Source organism: Gephyromycinifex aptenodytis (genome assembly GCF_012277275.1).
Lineage (GTDB): Bacteria > Actinomycetota > Actinomycetes > Actinomycetales > Dermatophilaceae > Gephyromycinifex > Gephyromycinifex aptenodytis.
This window is the reverse complement of sequence record NZ_CP051155.1, coordinates 2,920,865-2,936,097: the sequence shown is the minus strand read 5'-3', so window position 1 is coordinate 2,936,097 and position 15,233 is coordinate 2,920,865. Positions and strand designations below refer to the sequence as shown.

At 68.7% G+C, this 15,233-nt stretch carries 13 protein-coding genes; 4 read left to right on the top strand and 9 right to left on the bottom strand.

The genetic code is table 11. The features are described 5' to 3' along the window. Positions 1-36 precede the first annotated feature (36 nt). Positions 37-2,256, bottom strand: coding sequence for an NADP-dependent isocitrate dehydrogenase (locus G9V96_RS12680; protein WP_168583353.1), 2,220 nt, complete (start codon positions 2,254-2,256; stop codon positions 37-39). A 305-nt stretch (positions 2,257-2,561) separates the two neighbouring features. On the opposite strand from G9V96_RS12680, the gene G9V96_RS12675 reads away from it, so the two are divergent. The 3 genes from G9V96_RS12675 (at position 2,562) to G9V96_RS12665 (ending at position 5,619) form a co-directional block, all read left to right on the top strand. Continuing rightward, positions 2,562-3,425 (top strand): hypothetical protein, encoded by an 864-nt coding sequence (locus G9V96_RS12675; protein WP_168583352.1) that lies wholly within the window; start codon positions 2,562-2,564, stop codon positions 3,423-3,425. Positions 3,426-3,554: 129 nt separating this feature from the next. Beyond that, positions 3,555-4,337, top strand: coding sequence for an aquaporin Z (gene aqpZ, locus G9V96_RS12670; protein ID WP_168584026.1), 783 nt, complete (start codon positions 3,555-3,557; stop codon positions 4,335-4,337). A 295-nt stretch (positions 4,338-4,632) separates the two neighbouring features. Next, positions 4,633-5,619 (top strand): malate dehydrogenase, encoded by a 987-nt coding sequence (locus G9V96_RS12665; protein ID WP_168583351.1) that lies wholly within the window; start codon positions 4,633-4,635, stop codon positions 5,617-5,619. Between the two features lie 63 nt (positions 5,620-5,682). Here the strand turns inward: G9V96_RS12665 and G9V96_RS12660 are convergent, their stop codons facing one another. Both G9V96_RS12660 and G9V96_RS12655 read right to left on the bottom strand, forming a co-directional pair. Next, positions 5,683-5,949, bottom strand: a complete 267-nt coding sequence (locus G9V96_RS12660; protein ID WP_210424409.1) for a DUF3017 domain-containing protein — start codon at positions 5,947-5,949, stop codon at positions 5,683-5,685. Positions 5,950-5,989: 40 nt separating this feature from the next. Continuing rightward, the gene (locus G9V96_RS12655; RefSeq protein WP_168583349.1) at positions 5,990-6,844 is read right to left on the bottom strand and encodes a bifunctional methylenetetrahydrofolate dehydrogenase/methenyltetrahydrofolate cyclohydrolase; all 855 of its coding nucleotides are present in this window, start codon (positions 6,842-6,844) and stop codon (positions 5,990-5,992) included. 136 nt (positions 6,845-6,980) lie between these two features. Here G9V96_RS12655 and G9V96_RS12650 point away from each other — a divergent pair, with 136 nt between their 5' ends. Further along, positions 6,981-7,808: a hypothetical protein gene (locus tag G9V96_RS12650; RefSeq protein ID WP_168583348.1), complete on the top strand. Its 828-nt coding sequence runs from the start codon at positions 6,981-6,983 to the stop codon at positions 7,806-7,808. Positions 7,809-7,936: 128 nt separating this feature from the next. On the opposite strand, the gene G9V96_RS15265 is transcribed toward G9V96_RS12650, so the two are convergent. The 6 genes from G9V96_RS15265 to G9V96_RS12620 form a co-directional block, all read right to left on the bottom strand. After that, complete coding sequence (locus G9V96_RS15265) at positions 7,937-8,920, bottom strand: DMT family transporter (protein ID WP_168583347.1); 984 nt, start codon at positions 8,918-8,920, stop codon at positions 7,937-7,939. Continuing rightward, the gene (gene purH / locus G9V96_RS12640) at positions 8,910-10,535 is read right to left on the bottom strand and encodes a bifunctional phosphoribosylaminoimidazolecarboxamide formyltransferase/IMP cyclohydrolase (protein WP_168583346.1); all 1,626 of its coding nucleotides are present in this window, start codon (positions 10,533-10,535) and stop codon (positions 8,910-8,912) included. The genes G9V96_RS15265 and purH overlap by 11 nt, the downstream gene beginning before the upstream one ends. Positions 10,536-10,701: 166 nt before the next feature. Then, a complete protein-coding gene (locus tag G9V96_RS12635) occupies positions 10,702-11,985 on the bottom strand; it encodes an ABC transporter permease (protein ID WP_168583345.1) in 1,284 nt (427 codons plus the stop codon). Continuing rightward, complete coding sequence (locus G9V96_RS12630) at positions 11,985-12,674, bottom strand: ABC transporter ATP-binding protein (protein WP_168583344.1); 690 nt, start codon at positions 12,672-12,674, stop codon at positions 11,985-11,987. The genes G9V96_RS12635 and G9V96_RS12630 overlap by 1 nt, the downstream gene beginning before the upstream one ends. Further along, a complete protein-coding gene (locus G9V96_RS12625) occupies positions 12,671-14,284 on the bottom strand; it encodes a hypothetical protein (RefSeq protein ID WP_168583343.1) in 1,614 nt (537 codons plus the stop codon). Before G9V96_RS12625 ends, G9V96_RS12630 begins: the two co-directional genes overlap by 4 nt. Continuing rightward, on the bottom strand, positions 14,281-15,075 hold the full coding sequence (locus G9V96_RS12620; RefSeq protein WP_168583342.1) for a hypothetical protein: 795 nt from the start codon (positions 15,073-15,075) through the stop codon (positions 14,281-14,283). The genes G9V96_RS12625 and G9V96_RS12620 overlap by 4 nt, the downstream gene beginning before the upstream one ends. Between the last annotated feature and the right edge of the window lie 158 nt (positions 15,076-15,233).

Below are 15,233 nucleotides of genomic sequence, written 5' to 3'. Positions count from 1 at the left end.
CGCCCCGGTGGGGCGACGGCCTGTGAGACGCCTGGATCAGAGCGCGTCGATGATCTGGTTCAGTGTTGCGCTGGGGCGCATCGCTGCGGCGCACTTGGCCGGGTCAGGACGGTAGTAACCGCCCAGGTCCACCGGCGAACCCTGCGCTGCGATGAGTTCCTCGGTGATCTGCTGTTCGGCAGCGGCCAGTTGCTCCGCGACCGGGGTGAAGCGCTGCTTGAGCTCGGTGTCCTCTTCCTGAGCAGCCAGCGCCTGGGCCCAGTACAGCGCCAGGTAGTAGTGGCTGCCTCGGTTGTCGATCTGGCCGAGCCTGCGAGCCGGGGACTTGTTCTCATCCAGGAAGCGACCGATGGCCACGTCCAGAGCCTGCGCCAGGACCTGCGCCTTGGCGTTGTCGGCCGTGCGGGCGATGTGCTCCAGGCTCGCACCCAGGGCCGAGTACTCACCCAAGGAGTCCCAACGCAGGTAGTTCTCCTTGACGAACTGCTGCACATGCTTGGGCGCCGAGCCGCCGGCGCCGGTCTCGAAGAGCCCGCCGCCCTTGAGCAGCGGGACGACCGAGAGCATCTTGGCGCTCGTGCCCAGTTCCAGGATCGGGAACAGGTCGGTCAGGTAGTCGCGAAGTACGTTGCCGGTGACCGAGATCGCGTCCTCGCCGCGGCGGATGCGTTCCAGGCAGTAGGTGATGGCCTCCACCGGGGACTTGATGACGTACTCGATCTCATCGCCGCCCGCCTGCGGCAGGTACTCCTTGACTTTGGCGATGACGTGCGAATCGTGGGCGCGCATCTCGTCCAGGAAGAACACGGCCGGAGCGCCGGTGGCCTTGGCGCGGGTGACCGCGAGCTCCACCCAGTTGCGGACCGGGATGTCGCGCACCCGGCTCATCCGCCAGATGTCGCCCTCCTTGACCTCGTGGTCGAAGAGCTTGGCGCCGTGCTGGTCGCGAACGGTGACGGTGCCATCGCCGGGAATGATGAAGGTCGTGGGGTGCGAGCCGTACTCCTCGGCTTTCTGGGCCATCAGTCCGACATTGGGAACTGAGCCCATCGTGGCCGGGTTGAGGGCGCCGTTCTTCTTGCAGTCCTCGAAGACGGCTTCATACATCGGGCCGTAGGAGCGGTCGGGCACCATCGCCAGCGTCTCTTCTTGCCCGCCCTCGGCGTTCCACATCTGACCGGAGTCACGCACGACCACCGGCAAGGAAGCGTCGATGATGATGTCGTTGGGCGCGTGCAGGTTGGTGATGCCCTTGTCGGAGTCGACCATCGCCAGGCGGGGACGCGACTCGTACTGCTTGGTGATCGCGGCCTCGATCTGCGACTTCTTCTCGTCACCGAGCCGGTCCAGCTTGCTGAGCAGGTCGGCCAGGCCGAGGTTGGGGTTGACCCCGGCCTGCTCCAGGTCCGCACCGAAGGCGTCGAAGACGTCGGAGAAGAAGACCTTGACGGCGTGGCCGAACATGACCGGGTCCGAGACCTTCATCATCGTCGCCTTCAGGTGCAACGACAGCAGCAGGTCTTCGGACTTGGCGGCCTCGATCTGGTCGCGGTAGAAGGAGCGCAGTGCCTGCACGCTCATCACGGTGCCGTCGACGATCTCGTCCTTGAGAACCTTGACGCCGTCCTTGAGCACGGTGGTGGCGCCGTCGGTTCCTTCGAAGGTGATGCTGAGGTCGCTGTCCTCGCGGGCGACGACGGACTTCTCGTTCCCGTAGAAGTCGCCGCCGGCCATGCTGGCCACGCGGGCCTTGTTGTCGCTGCTCCACGCGCCCAGGCGGTGCGGGTTCTTCTGCGCGAAGGCCTTCACTGAGGCAGGCGCGCGACGGTCGGAGTTACCCTCACGCAGAACGGGGTTCACAGCTGAGCCCAGGACCTTGGCGTATTTGGCCTGGACCTGCTTGTCATCCTCGGTAGTGGCGGTCTCGGGGTAGTCCGGCAGCGGGAAGCCTGCTTCCTGCAATTCCTTGATGGCGGCCTTGAGCTGCGGCACCGAGGCGCTGATGTTCGGCAGCTTGATGATGTTCGCGTCCGGGTCCTGCGTCAGGGCGCCCAGGTTGGCCAAGTTGTCATCGACCCGCTGTTCGGCGGTGAGCAGCTCGGGGAACTGGGCCAGGATCCGGCCGGACAGCGAGATGTCTGCGGTCTCGACATCGATCCCGGTGCCCTTGGTGAACGCCTGCACGATCGGCAGGAATGAGTAGGAGGCCAGAGCCGGTGCCTCATCGATTTGGGTCCAAACAATCTTCTGGGTCACGTGGGACTCCTTCGTCGATCATGCGATGGTCAACGGCGCGTGCGAACCGGTGAGCTTTGTCCACCAAACTACCTTGATGTCGAGATAATCGTGGTGATGGGACCCCTTCGGTTACGCCGGCGGCGCCCGCAGACCGTTCGCACGTACTGCTCACGACCCTACTGGTGAACACGACGCCATGAGGCTCTGACACCCAGGTTCGCCCGCGCGACACCGCCGCCTCGCTGGGACGAGACGCTCAGTGAACTGCCCGTCGCCGCCGCGGTGGCATACGCTCGCTGGGCGGCTCAACAAAGGAGACATCCATGGCTGGGAACGCCTACCCCCACATCGTGTTCGCCAAGGACGAGACATTCCTGCCTCGCACAGAGCTCGAAACCCTCTTGCAGGAGCTGTTCGCAGACGACCCGATGCCACCTCAGACCTCCCAGGACGCTCTCTCGGTGGTGCTACGGCGGCAACTCCAGGACGCAGCCCCGTACACCTTCACGTTCTGGTACGACGACGAAGCCGAAGGCCTCGGGGAGCGCTACGCCGACTACGCCGCGCCGATCCGACGCCGCCGCGTCACCCGCTGCACCACGATGATCGACTTCTCGGGAGACACCGATGAAAGCGGCAGCCAGGCGCAGGCCGCTTCACTCATCGTGACCACGCTGGCCCAGCGTGAAGGTGTCTACGTGTTCTCCGAACTCGACAAGCGGTTCGTGGGCATGGACTACGAGGACGACCTGACGGCCGCCCCGGCTACCTCAGCGCCCCCCGTTGAATCGGTGGCCGCCCCGGAACCGGCGCCCTCACCGTTCGAACCGGCCCCGGCTGGGGCGGATATCCAGGCTGACACCCCTGTTGAGCAACCTGTCGAGCCCGCCGCCGCGGCGCAAGCACCTGCCTCGGCCGAATCGACCCCGATCATTCCGCCTGTCGGCCCGGACCTGAGCCCCGCCGAGCCCACGTCGCCGACGGCTCCGGAGGCGCCCAGCGCACCGCTCGAACCGGCCGTGACCGCGACGCCAGCGCCCAGTCCCGCCCCGACACCGACCCCTGAACCTGTTGTCGTCCCAGCGCAGCAGGAGCAGCCGGCAACCGCGCCCAAGCCGACCGTCGAAGAGGACGAAAAGGGCAAGCCGGGACTTTTCAAGCGTTTGTTCGGGCGACAGGGACGATAGTCCCGGTTCGGTAGCGCGCGGCACGAGAGCCATTGCCGTATGCCCCTCTACAGTTGGGGAGACGACGGCAAGGTCGCCGCGTCGCTCCGCGCCCTCATCGGCGGCCCCAACGTGATCAACGAGGTCTCTATGTCCACAGCACCCCCCACACACAGGTCCCCAGCACAGCCGAAGCTCGCTCACCGGCTCGGCGCCGAGTTCCTCGGCACCTTCTGGCTCGTCTTCGGAGGCTGCGGCAGCGCCGTCTTCGCAGCGCTCTTCGTCGCTGAACCGAGCATGTTCCCCGCAGGTATCGGCTTCGTCGGCGTCTCGCTGGCCTTCGGTCTGACGGTGCTGACGATGGCCTACGCCGTCGGTCACGTTTCCGGTGGGCACTTCAACCCCGCCGTCACCATCGGCTGCGCGGTCGCACGGCGCTTCGACTTCAAGGACGTCCTGCCCTACATCGCCACCCAGGTCGTGGCCGGTCTGCTCGCAGGCGCTGCGATCTACGCGATCGCCTCCGGCCGGGAGGGCTTCACCGCCACCGGCAACATGGCCGCCAACGGCTACGGGGCTGCTTCCCCGGGCGGGTACGGCCTGATGGCCGCGTTCCTCGCCGAGGTGATCCTGACCGCGTTCTTCCTCTACGTCATCCTCGGGGCCACGCACGAGAAGGCGCCGACGGGCTTCGCTCCGCTGGCGATCGGTCTGGCGCTGACGCTGATCCACCTCATCTCGATCCCGATCACGAACACCTCGGTCAACCCGGCGCGTTCGACGGCGGTCGCGTTCTTCAACGGCGGCGACGCTCCCGCACAGCTGTGGCTGTTCTGGCTGGCCCCGATCATCGGTGCTGTCATCGCCGGCGCCACCTACGCTGCGATCACCGGGATCGACCGCCGCGACCAGGACATTGAGGGCGGCGTCTGAGCGCACCCACCGCGACTCTTCATCGACGTCGCTGACCCGAACACTTCGGACCGTCTGCTCAGGCAGGCGGTCCGAAGTGCTGTGGGAGGGCGTGCCAGAGCAGTCCGCATTCCTGGCGACTGGATCGAGGCGAGGATCGGCCTGCGCGCGGCGCGGCATCTCATGTTTCACCTGTTCCGCATGCTCCGGTCAAGGTGCGCGACCAGCACCTCACCCTCGCCTTCCTCACCCGCCCGATCAGGGCCTTTGGTAGCGTCGAGATCACATCAGTTCCCTCGCTCAGAAGGGTCTTCACGTGAGCACTCCAGTCAAGGTCGCCGTCACCGGCGCAGCAGGTCAGATCGGCTACAGCCTCCTCTTCCGCATTGCCAGCGGTGCGCTGCTCGGCCCGGACACCCCCGTCCAGCTTCAGCTTCTCGAAATCGAGCCCGCACTCAAGGCCCTCGAGGGCACGGTGATGGAGCTGAACGACTGCGCCTTCCCGACCCTTGCCGGTGTCGAGATCGGCGCCGACCCCAACGTCATCTTCGACGGCGCGAACCTCGCGCTGCTCGTCGGCGCCCGCCCCCGCACCAAGGGCATGGAGCGCGGCGACCTGCTCTCGGCCAACGGCGCCATCTTCACCGGTCAGGGCAAGGCGCTGAACGAGCACGCCGCTGACGACATCCGCATCGGTGTCACCGGAAACCCGGCCAACACCAACGCGCTCATCGCGATGACGAACGCTCCTGACATCCCCAACGAGCGTTTCTCCGCTCTGACCCGCCTGGACCACAACCGCGCTATCAGCCAGCTGGCCGAGAAGCTCGGCGTGCCGGTGACCGAGATCAAGAAGATGACGATCTGGGGCAACCACTCGGCAACCCAATACCCCGACCTGTTCCACGCCGAGGTCTCCGGCAAGAACGCCGCCGAGGCCGTGGGCGACCAGGACTGGCTGGAGAACTACTTCATCCCGACCGTCGCCAAGCGCGGCGCGGCGATCATCGAGGCTCGCGGGGCGTCCTCGGCCGCTTCTGCCGCCTCCGCCACCATCGACGCCGCCCGTGACTGGCTGAAGGGCTCGGCCGAAGGCGACTGGCTCTCGATGGCGGTTGCCTCCGACGGCTCTTACGGGGTGCCCGAGGGCATCGTCTCCTCCTTCCCCATCACCACCAAGAACGGTGAGTGGGAGATCGTGCAGGGTCTGGAGATCGACGACTTCAGCCGCGCCAAGATCGACGCCTCGGTCAAGGAGCTCATGGAAGAGCGCGACGCCGTGAAGGAACTCGGCCTCATCTGAGTTCGCTGTCCACACGACAACGCGGTGCCTGCAGTTGCAGGCACCGCGTTGTCGTGTGTCGGATCAGATGAACTCGCGCAAGTGGACCAGGGTCGCTGAGACGATGACGGCGATCGCCGACAGCCCGTACAGCAACACATCGATGGTGCGGTTACGGATGCACAAACCGGCCGCGTCAGCATCGCTGAAAAACGCCCGGACGAGTGCCGCCACCAGGAAACCGGTGCCCATGACGAGCCCGCCGAGGAGAATCCGGCCCGCCACCGCGACCAGGGCGAACCCGGCGAGCAGAGCAAGGAAGGCCACCCACCAACCCGGGCCGAGCCGCAATCCGCGAGTATGCGGAACTTCACGCGCCACGCAGCGCCTCTCAGGCGCGCGCAGCCGCTTGACGCTCCGCGGCCTCGACGACGTTGCTCAACAACATGGCGCGCGTCATCGGCCCGACGCCGCCAGGGTTGGGCGTCAACCAACCGGCGACCTCGCTGACATCGGCGGCCACGTCACCGGCGACCTTCCCGTCGCGGCGCGACACACCCACGTCCAGCACAGCCGCGCCCGGCTTGACCATGTCAGCGGTGATGATGTCGGGCACCCCGGCTGCCGCCACCACGATGTCAGCTTCGCGAACGTGGCTGGCCAGGTCGCGAGTACCGGTGTGGCACAGGGTGACCGTGGCGTTCTCCGACTTACGGGTCAAGATCAGCCCCAGCGGGCGACCCACCGTCAGCCCGCGGCCGACAACGACGACATGAGCGCCGGCGATCGGCACCTCGAACCGGCGCAGCAATTCGATGATCCCGACCGGCGTGCACGGCAACGGCGCGGGGCGGTTCATCACCAGCGAGCCCAGGTTGTACGGGTGTAGCCCGTCGACGTCCTTGGCCGGGTCCACAGCGGACAGAACGGCGAATTCGTCCAGGCCGGTCGGCTGCTGCACGATGAAACCAGTGCACGCCGGGTCTGCGTTCAACTCGGCTATCACGGCCTCCACCTCCTGCTGGGTGGCCGTGGCGGGCAGGTCGCGGCGGATGCTGGTGATCCCGATCTCGGCGCAGTCTTTGTGCTTAGCACCGACATACCAATGCGATCCGGGGTCGTCCCCCACGAGCACTGTTCCCAAGCCGGGGGTGATTCCCTGCTCGGCGAGCGCGGCCACGCGGGCCGCAAGCTCGGTCTTGATCGTCGCCAAAGTGGCCTTGCCGTCGAGCCGGATAGCAGTCACGGCTCCGATCTTCGCATGTTGCGGCCGCGAACAGGGACCACTGCCAACAGATCGGACTACCGGGGACTCACCGGTCGCCGAGCACTGAAGTGCAACCCGATTCGACCCTGGCCACCGTCTGCTTATCCTTCGAGTAATGACAGGCGCACGGAGCCGGGCCGGCAAGCAACGCACACCAGCGGTGTGCCTGCTTGCCCTGTGCGCCGCTGCGCTGAGCGGCTGCAACGGGCTGCTGCCGCCGGGGGCGAACGCCGAGACGACACCGAGCGTTGCAACCTCACCGGCCTCGACGCCGGCAACCGCGCCTGCACCGACAGCACCGGTATCGAGCCCGGCCCCGGCCGGCGCCACTGAATCGGTGTCGGCCTCCGCGACCGCCCCCAGCCAGACTCCGAGTGGGCAACCCTCTACCCCTGCCGCCGCCACACAGGCTGCCGCCATGCTGGTGCCGACCACGGCGCTGCCCCGCGGTTGGACCGAGCAGAAGCCGCGACAGCTCGATGCCTACCGGATGACGATCTGCGGGGTCGACCTGGAACCGCAACCGCCGGCCGCCACCGGACAACGCAACTGGAGCCGCGACGCCGCTGGCCCCTACCTGGAGCAACATGTGCGCCTCTACACCGGCGACACGGCGCGAACGGTGATCGGGGGCCTGCACACCGCCCTGCCTACGTGCACGAGCTACACCGCGACCGACGCCCGGGGCGGCAGCAGCACCTTCACCGTGGAAAAGCTCACCATCCCCGGCGCCCCACGCGGTACCGTCGCCTGGCGCCAGCGAGTGCCGGTGGCGGTACCTGGCCCGAGCACACCCACGAACACGCAGGTCATACAGAATGTCGCCCTGGTACGACGCGGCTCGGCCGTGCTGTTCTTCACTTCCTACGGGGTGGGGCAGGACGCCGACGTGACAGCGCTCGGCGCCGCCCTCAACGCAGCGATCCCACCCGCGCCCCCCTGACCCCCTCCGCGAGCCGTCACTTTCGACCGACGGCTCGCGGGGGTTCATCGGCGAGCCGTCACTTTCGGTTGACGGCTCGCGGGGGTTACACGGCGAGCCGTCACTTTCGATTGACGGCTCGCGGGAGGTTAGGCGGTTTCGGCGAGTCGGCGTTTGGCGCGCTGAGCGGCGATCCCGGCAGATGCTGCCGAGACCAAGGTGATGATGACGCCAAGAACGAGCTGGGCACTGACATGATGCGCGCCGCCGGGGGTCAGCGCATCGAGCACAACCGCCGACATCAGCTGGCCCGCGAGCGTGAACAGCGTGGTGAGCAACACCCCTAAGGTGTGCACGACGACGGCGCTCACGGCGACGAACAGGATCCCGAGCACGCCGCCGAAGAACGCCCACCACGGCGCCTGCCAGGTAAGTGGCAGCTGCAGGGCGCCGCCCACCAGCTGGGTGGCTGCCCAACTACCGACGAACACCAGCCCCCAGGTGAAGTTGATCCACGCGGTCGCCATGACACTGCCCGAATGCCGGTTCACCCGCCCGTTCACCGCAGCCTGCACCGCCAGGCCCGCACCGGCCACGACAGCCAGCAGCACCGGCAGCACCGGAGGAGCCGCGTTGCCCTGCCCCCGAGCCAGCACCGCCACCGTCACCCCGATGAACGTGCCGAGCGCCGCCAACACCCGCGCCGGAGTGACCGCCGAACGCCCGCCCGGCCCCAACCCGATTTTGTCGACGAGCAACGCGTTCGCCGTCTGCCCACCCACCAGCGAGATCGTGAACAACGCCACCCCGACCTGCGGCACTACCCACGTCTGGGTCGCGACGAAAAGTCCGCCGCCCAGCCCGCCGAGGAACTGCCACCACTGCAGGTGATGCGCCCGGTAAGCCCCGTAGGCCGAGACGAGCCCCGTGCGGGAGCGGCGCCATAGCAGACCGATCGTCAACAGCGTCCAGCCGCTGATGAACGACCACAGCGCTGCATCGAGCGCGGAGCCGAACGCCGTGCTCAAGGTGCCGTTCGCCCGGGCCTGGATCGAGGAGGCTACGCCCACACCGAAGGCCGCCGCCACGCTCAGCGCGGCGGCGGCCTTGGCGGTGCGTGGTTCAGTGCGCAAAGTGCCGTGTCCCGGTGAAGTACAAGGTGACTGCGTGCTGCGTGCACAGCTCGATGGTCTCCTCGTCACGGATCGACCCGCCGGGGGCAACGATGGCGCGCACCCCCGCCTCGATGAGGACGCCCGGCCCGTCGCTGAACGGGAAGAACGCATCCGAGCTGGCCACGGCGCCACGGGCACGTTCTTGCCCGGCGCGTTCTACCGCGAGCTTGCAGGAGTCGACCCGGTTCACCTGGCCCATACCGACGCCGACCGAGGCCTGGTCGCGCGCCAGCAGGATCGCGTTCGATTTGGTGGCGCGCACAGCCCGCCACGCGAACTGCAGATCGGCCAAGGTGGCCTCGTCTGCCGGTTCACCAGCGACGAGGGTCCACCGGCTGGGGTCGTCGCCGTGTCCGGCGGTCGGCGCGTCTTCGGCGCTTTCGGGGACCACAGCATCGATCCGGTCGACCTCCTGCACGAGCAGCCCCCCACTGATCGGGCGGGTCTCCACGCCCGCAGGCGAGGGTGCCGGGCAGGTGAGCAACCGGATGTTCTTCTTCGCGGTGAGGATCTCCAAGGCTGCGGGTGCAAAGGAGGGCGCGATGATCACCTCGGTGAAGATGTCGGCGACGGTGCGCGCCATCTCTTCGCTGACCTCAGTGTTCGTCGCGATCACACCGCCGAACGCTGACAGCGGGTCGCAGTCGTGGGCTTTGGCGTGTGCCTGCGCGATGTCCTGGCCTACCGCGATGCCGCACGGGTTGGCGTGCTTGATGATCGCGCACGTCGGGCCCTGCCCGTGGTCGTAGGCGGCCCGGTAGGCGGCGTCGGCGTCCTGGTAGTTGTTGTAGCTCATCGCCTTTCCGTGCAGCTGCTTCGCCTGCGCGATGCCGCTGCTGCCGTCCAGGGCTGCGTAGACGGCTGCGCTCTGGTGCGGGTTCTCGCCGTAGCGCAGGTCAGCGAGCTTGTCGAAAGCCTGCCCGTAGAACGTGCCGAAGGATCCCTGCCCGGTGTAGGACCCGCCCATCCACGAGGCCACCGTCACGTCGTAGGCGGCGGTGTGCGCGAACGCCTGCGCAGCCAATTGCTTACGCACCGCCAACGTGAAGCCGCCCGCTCGCACGGCTTCCAGGGCTGCCTCGTACTGCGCGGGGCTGGTGAGCACGGCCACGCTGGGGTGGTTCTTAGCGGCGGCGCGCACCATGGAGGGGCCGCCGATGTCGATCTGTTCGACGCACTCGTCGGGGGTGGCACCGGAGGCGACGGTCTGGCGGAAGGGGTAGAGATTGACGGCGACGAGCTCGAACGGCGCAACCTCGAGCTCCTCGAGTTGGCGCAGGTGCTCGGGTTTGCGCGTGTCGGCGAGGATACCGGCGTGGACGCGGGGGTGGAGGGTCTTGACGCGGCCCTCAAGGCACTCGGGGAACCCGGTGAGGTCTTCGACGCGCGTCACCGGCAGGTCGAGCTTCTCGATCGCGGCGGCCGATCCGCCCGTGGAGACGAGTTCGACGCCCGCTTCATGCAGACCGCGAACCAGATCTTCTAGCCCTGTCTTGTCATACACAGAGATCAGAGCGCGCCGTACGGGACGACGGGTCTCGTCCGTGGCGGGCTTGGGGGTGGGCTCGGGCATGGCTGCTCCTCGGCAAGTTGTCCAGATCGGTGCGGCACCCAGGCGGGCGATGCCGCACGTGTCACTCCCCGGTGGTTGACCACCCGCGCCAGTCGTGTGGGGCCAGCCTATCGTCGTGCGTGCGCGCGGGGTCGCCGCCGGCCCCCGCCCCCGGAGGTCGGCCGCCTCAGGCCCCGCCGCGGAGGGCGTCAATGGGTTCGATGGTCGCGGCGCGCCAGGAGGGGTAGAGCCCGGCGAGCAGCCCGATGAGGGTGCCGATGATCGGCCCGGCGACCAGGACCCACCGGTCGAGGGTGGGTGGCCAGCCTTGGACGAGGGCGGCGAGGACGGTGATCCAGGCGCCAGCGCAAGTGCCGAGCGTTGCGCCGAGGGCGCCGATGATCGTGCTGGTGGTGAGGAAGTGGGTGAGGATGTCGCGGCGCCGGGCGCCGATGGCCCGGCGCAGGCCGATCTCGGTGGTGCGTTGGAGCACGGCGACAAGGGTGACGTTAGCGATGCCGACGCCGCCGATCACGAGGGAGACCCCGGCGAGGGCCAGGAGCAGCCCGCGGGTGTCGGAGGATACGGCGTCGCGGGTGGTGGTCGCGGTGGGCGGGACGGAGGTCTGGATGATGCCGGGGTTGCCGGGTCGCAGCGCGAGAGGTGCCTGGGCGGCGACGGCGTCGGCGGCGCCTGGGCGGGTGAGGGCGACGACCTGGGTGGGCCCGTCGAGGTGAAACCGGGCGCGGGCGAAGCCGTCGGGCACGACGATGCTGCCGAGGACGGAGCTCTTGCGTTCGGTGGAGTCGATGATGCCGACGACGACGAGGGGCAGGCCGTCAGCGATGACGACGGGTCGGCCGCGGGTGTCGGTGATGCCGAGGCGGCGGGCGGCCTCGCGGCCGAGGACGGCGACCGCCTCGCCGCGGCGGTCGTGGAACTCGGTGAACGGGGCGCCGGTGAGGTGGGCGCCGAGGGTGTCGAAGACGCTGGGTGAGGCTGCGATGATGCGCAAGGTGTCGACGCGGGCGCGGGTGGGGTCATGCACGGGGCTGCCCTGCACGGGGCGTTCGGGGGTGAGTTCGCTAAGGTTCGCGGCGGCGTCGACGCCCTCGATGCGGGTGAGGCGCGCGGGCGCGTCGAAGGGGAGCACGCCCGTGGCATCGGTCTGGGGGCGGCCCGGCGCCAGTTTGGGCGTGATGGTGACCTCGCGGGGCGCGATCGCGTCAAAGCGGCGGGTGATGCTCGATTCGAGGCTGGTGGCCAGACCGAGGGCGGCGACGAGCACGGCGATGCCGACCAAGGTGCCAAGGGCGGTGAGCAGGGTGCGCCCGGGGCGGGCGAGGAGGTCGTCGGTGACGTCGCGGAGGATGTCGGCGAAGGCGACGTGGCCGGATCCCGTGGCGGTCGCACCGGCGCGGGAAGCGTCGGGGGGTGGGCGCCGCAGGGTCGGCAGGACGGGGTGCCGCATCACGCCACCGTGAGGACGCCGTCAGCCATGACGGCGACGCGTCCGGCTCGGGCGGCGACGTCGTCGCTGTGGGTGACGACGATGAGGGTGAGTCCGTCGCCGTGGAGCTCGTCGAAAAGTTCGAGGATGCTCTCGCCGGTGGCGGAGTCGAGGTTGCCTGTGGGTTCGTCGGCGAGGAGCACGTCGACGTCGGCGGCGAGGGCGCGGGCGATGGCGACGCGTTGGCGTTCGCCGCCGGACATGGTGGCGGGTGACGCGTCGAGACGGTGGCTGAGGCCGACGCGCTTGAGGGCGGCACGGGCGCGTTCGGCGCGTTCGGCGCGGGGCAGGCCGCGGTAGAGCATGCCGAGTTCGACGTTGGCGGTGGCGCTCTTGTCGTTCAGCAGGTGGAAAGCCTGGAACACGAAGCCGATGGTGGCACCGCGCAGGCCTGCGCGTCGGTGGTCGGGCAGGTCGTCGACGCAGGTGCCGTGGACGATCACGTGGCCGCTCGTGGGGCGGTCGAGAAGCCCGAGGAGGTTGAGCATCGTGGATTTGCCTGAGCCGCTGGCCCCGCAGATCGCGAGGTAGTCCCCGACGGGCACGGCGAGGTCGACGGGTGAGAGCACGTCGACCTCGCCGAAGGAGCGGGTGACGCCGTCGAGCGCGATGACGGGCGCTTCGCCCGCGGTGAGGGTCTCGATCGTCATTGGGACACCACGACGCGGTCTCCGACGGTGAGGGGGTGTGCGGGGTCGGTGGGGGTGATCTCGACGAATCCGTCGGCGCTGAGGCCTGCGTCGACGGGGACGTCGCGGCGTTCGCCGCCTGCGTCGAGGACGGTGACGCGGGCCCCTCCGTCGGCGCGTCCCTTGACGGCGGCGGTGGGTACGACGAGCACGGCGCCTTTGGTGGTGGAGGTGGCGACGGTGACGCGCAGGTCGCTGCCGCGGCGATCGGCGGGCAAGGGACGGGCGGGGGTGATGTCGAGGACGGTGTCGGCGCCTGTGGCGCGGATCGCGGTGATGGTGCCGACACCGCTCGTTCCGCCGCCGTCGTCGGCGAACTTCACGGCGTCGCCACGGTGGAGCAGCTTGGCGTCTTGCGCGGAGACTCCGGCCTCGATGGTGAGGGTGCCGGGGGCGAGGGTGGCCCAGCCTGCGCCTGCGCCGCCAGCGGCCTGGACGCCCTCCTGGGGGGTGTCGCCTCCGGCGGCGGCGGCGCCTGCAGCGGCAGCGGATCCGTCGGGGGTGGAGTGGGCGGCGACGACGGTGGCGGGCAGGCTCGGCACGAACACGATTTCGCAGTAGGGCACGTGGGTGCCGACCCCGGCGGCGATGCGGTCGCGTTCGGCCGCGGCCTCGGCGCGGCGGGTGGTGGCTGCGGTGAGGGCGGCGCGTTCATTACGGGTGTCGGGGGCTCGGCGAAGGGCGGCGACGTGCTCGCGTGCCTGGGCGAGTTGGAGGGCGAGGAGGTCGTGTTGGGGTCCGGTTTTGGGGCCCTCGGCGAGGGCCTTCGCGGCGTCGGCGGCGGCAATGCGGGCGCGGAGCACTTCTTCGCGGGAGGGCCCGGCCTTCGCGGCGGACAGGGCGGCGCGAGCGCGGTTGACCTCAGTGTCGGCGGAACGGACGTCGTCTTGGGCGGCACGGAGTCGGGTGCGTTCTTCGTCGGTGGGCCCGAAGGGCGTGAAGCCGGCCTTGGCGTAGACCTTGTCGACTGCGCGTTGGGTGCTGGGGCCGTAGGTGCCGCTGCGGTCGGTGATGCGGTGGCCGATGCGGATGAGGGCGGCTTGGAGTTGACGCACGTCGGTACCGGTAGCGCCGGGCACGAGGTCACGGAAGGCAGCGACGGCGCCGGTCATGGCGATGACGGGGCGGCCGTTGACGGCGGCGACGACGGCGCCGTCGCCGATGCGATCTCCCATGGTGGGGGTACGGGTGAAGACGGTGGCGCCGCCAGCGCCTCCCGTGGCTGGGGCGGCGGGGGTGCAGGTGATGCCGACCTCGTCGTGGGTGACGACACTGCCGCGGGTGACGACCTGGGCCGAAAGGGTGCGTTTCTCCACAGGCTCGGTGAGGGTCGTCGCCGGAGGCGCGGAGGAGGCCTCCCGCACGGCCTTGCTCGTCGTGGTGAGCAACGGGATGAGCACCGTGCTCGCGAGGACGAGCACGAGGAGAAGCGCCCCGATTGCCCACCGGGAGTCGACGCGGCGAAGCGCGCGGCGCCAGCCGGGTTCGAGGACGGACTCCTCGTTGTCGCCTGACGACGGGGCGGCAGTGGCGCCGGGCGCCTCGGGGATGGGGGTGGTGTCGTCGTTCACTGTCGCGCCAGGGCGGTCGCCCTATCCACCGCCTTCTTCCGTAGTTCGACGAACGCCATGATGTCGTTCTCGTGGGCTTCCGTCACGGCCTTCGCCTGCTCGGCCGTGACCTGGCGTCGCACCTCTAGCGCCCCGACGGAGTTGACGCATTCGGCATCTGCCGTGGCCATGGCGATCTCCTGCTTTCGCGCCTCGGGCTGGGCGATCTGCCCCGAATGCACCTTGTCCATGATGACTTCTGGCGCTGTTTCTGGCTCAGTGACCTGGTAGCCCCGTGCGGCCATGCATTCCGCCCAGTCCCTTTTCTTCGCAGCGATGCGAGGATCCGCATCGACGGCGCTTACAACCTCGTTTGCGAGATCCTCGACGCGCTTCTCCGCAGTCATCCACTGCGTCTCATCTCCTTGAACCTGCTCGTCCCCGTAGGTACGGCAGGCGCTGCGGCTGAAGTAACTCGCCCCATCAGCCGTTTTTATCTCAACCAGATCAGGGTCTTTTCCGATGGCATTCGGATCAGCAACGGAAGCCCCGTTCAGAGCCGCCTGCCATGCGGTGCGTGTGGCAGGAGGAAGACGGCTGATGTCATTGCGCGGGGGATCCTCTGTCGTAGTTGACGCGCCCTGGTCGGGCTCACCCGAGTAGTTCAGGCCATATCCGCGCTCGCGCGCATATGCGACATCGCCCCAGGGGTTTTTCTCACCATCGGGTGCGCGGTACGGCTCGGGCAGATACTCGAACCCGCGCGACTTCATGCATGCCGCGATCGCCGACTGTTTGGCGTCGAAGATCATCTTCTGCTGGTCCGTGCTGAGGTCGGCTAGCCCAGCGAAGGGGTAGAACGAATCGGCCGAGCCGGCATCCGCCGACGCCGCCGGACTCGCCGGTGGGCCGTCGGAGGAGGGGGACGCGGCGCACGCGCCGAGGAATATGGTGATCGCCAGAGCGGACC

Bases quoted from the DNA above. Each gene is read 5' to 3' on its own strand.
- purH (WP_168583346.1), bottom strand. From the start codon at position 10,535: ATGCCCGAGCCCACCCCCAAGCCCGCCACGGACGAGACCCGTCGTCCC.
- G9V96_RS12630 (WP_168583344.1), bottom strand. From the start codon at position 12,674: ATGACGATCGAGACCCTCACCGCGGGCGAAGCGCCCGTCATCGCGCTC.
- G9V96_RS12620 (WP_168583342.1), bottom strand. From the start codon at position 15,075: ATGATCTTCGACGCCAAACAGTCGGCGATCGCGGCATGCATGAAGTCG.
- G9V96_RS12675 (WP_168583352.1), top strand. From the start codon at position 2,562: ATGGCTGGGAACGCCTACCCCCACATCGTGTTCGCCAAGGACGAGACA.
- G9V96_RS12650 (WP_168583348.1), top strand. From the start codon at position 6,981: ATGACAGGCGCACGGAGCCGGGCCGGCAAGCAACGCACACCAGCGGTG.
- aqpZ (WP_168584026.1), top strand. From the start codon at position 3,555: ATGTCCACAGCACCCCCCACACACAGGTCCCCAGCACAGCCGAAGCTC.
- G9V96_RS12635 (WP_168583345.1), bottom strand. From the start codon at position 11,985: ATGCGGCACCCCGTCCTGCCGACCCTGCGGCGCCCACCCCCCGACGCT.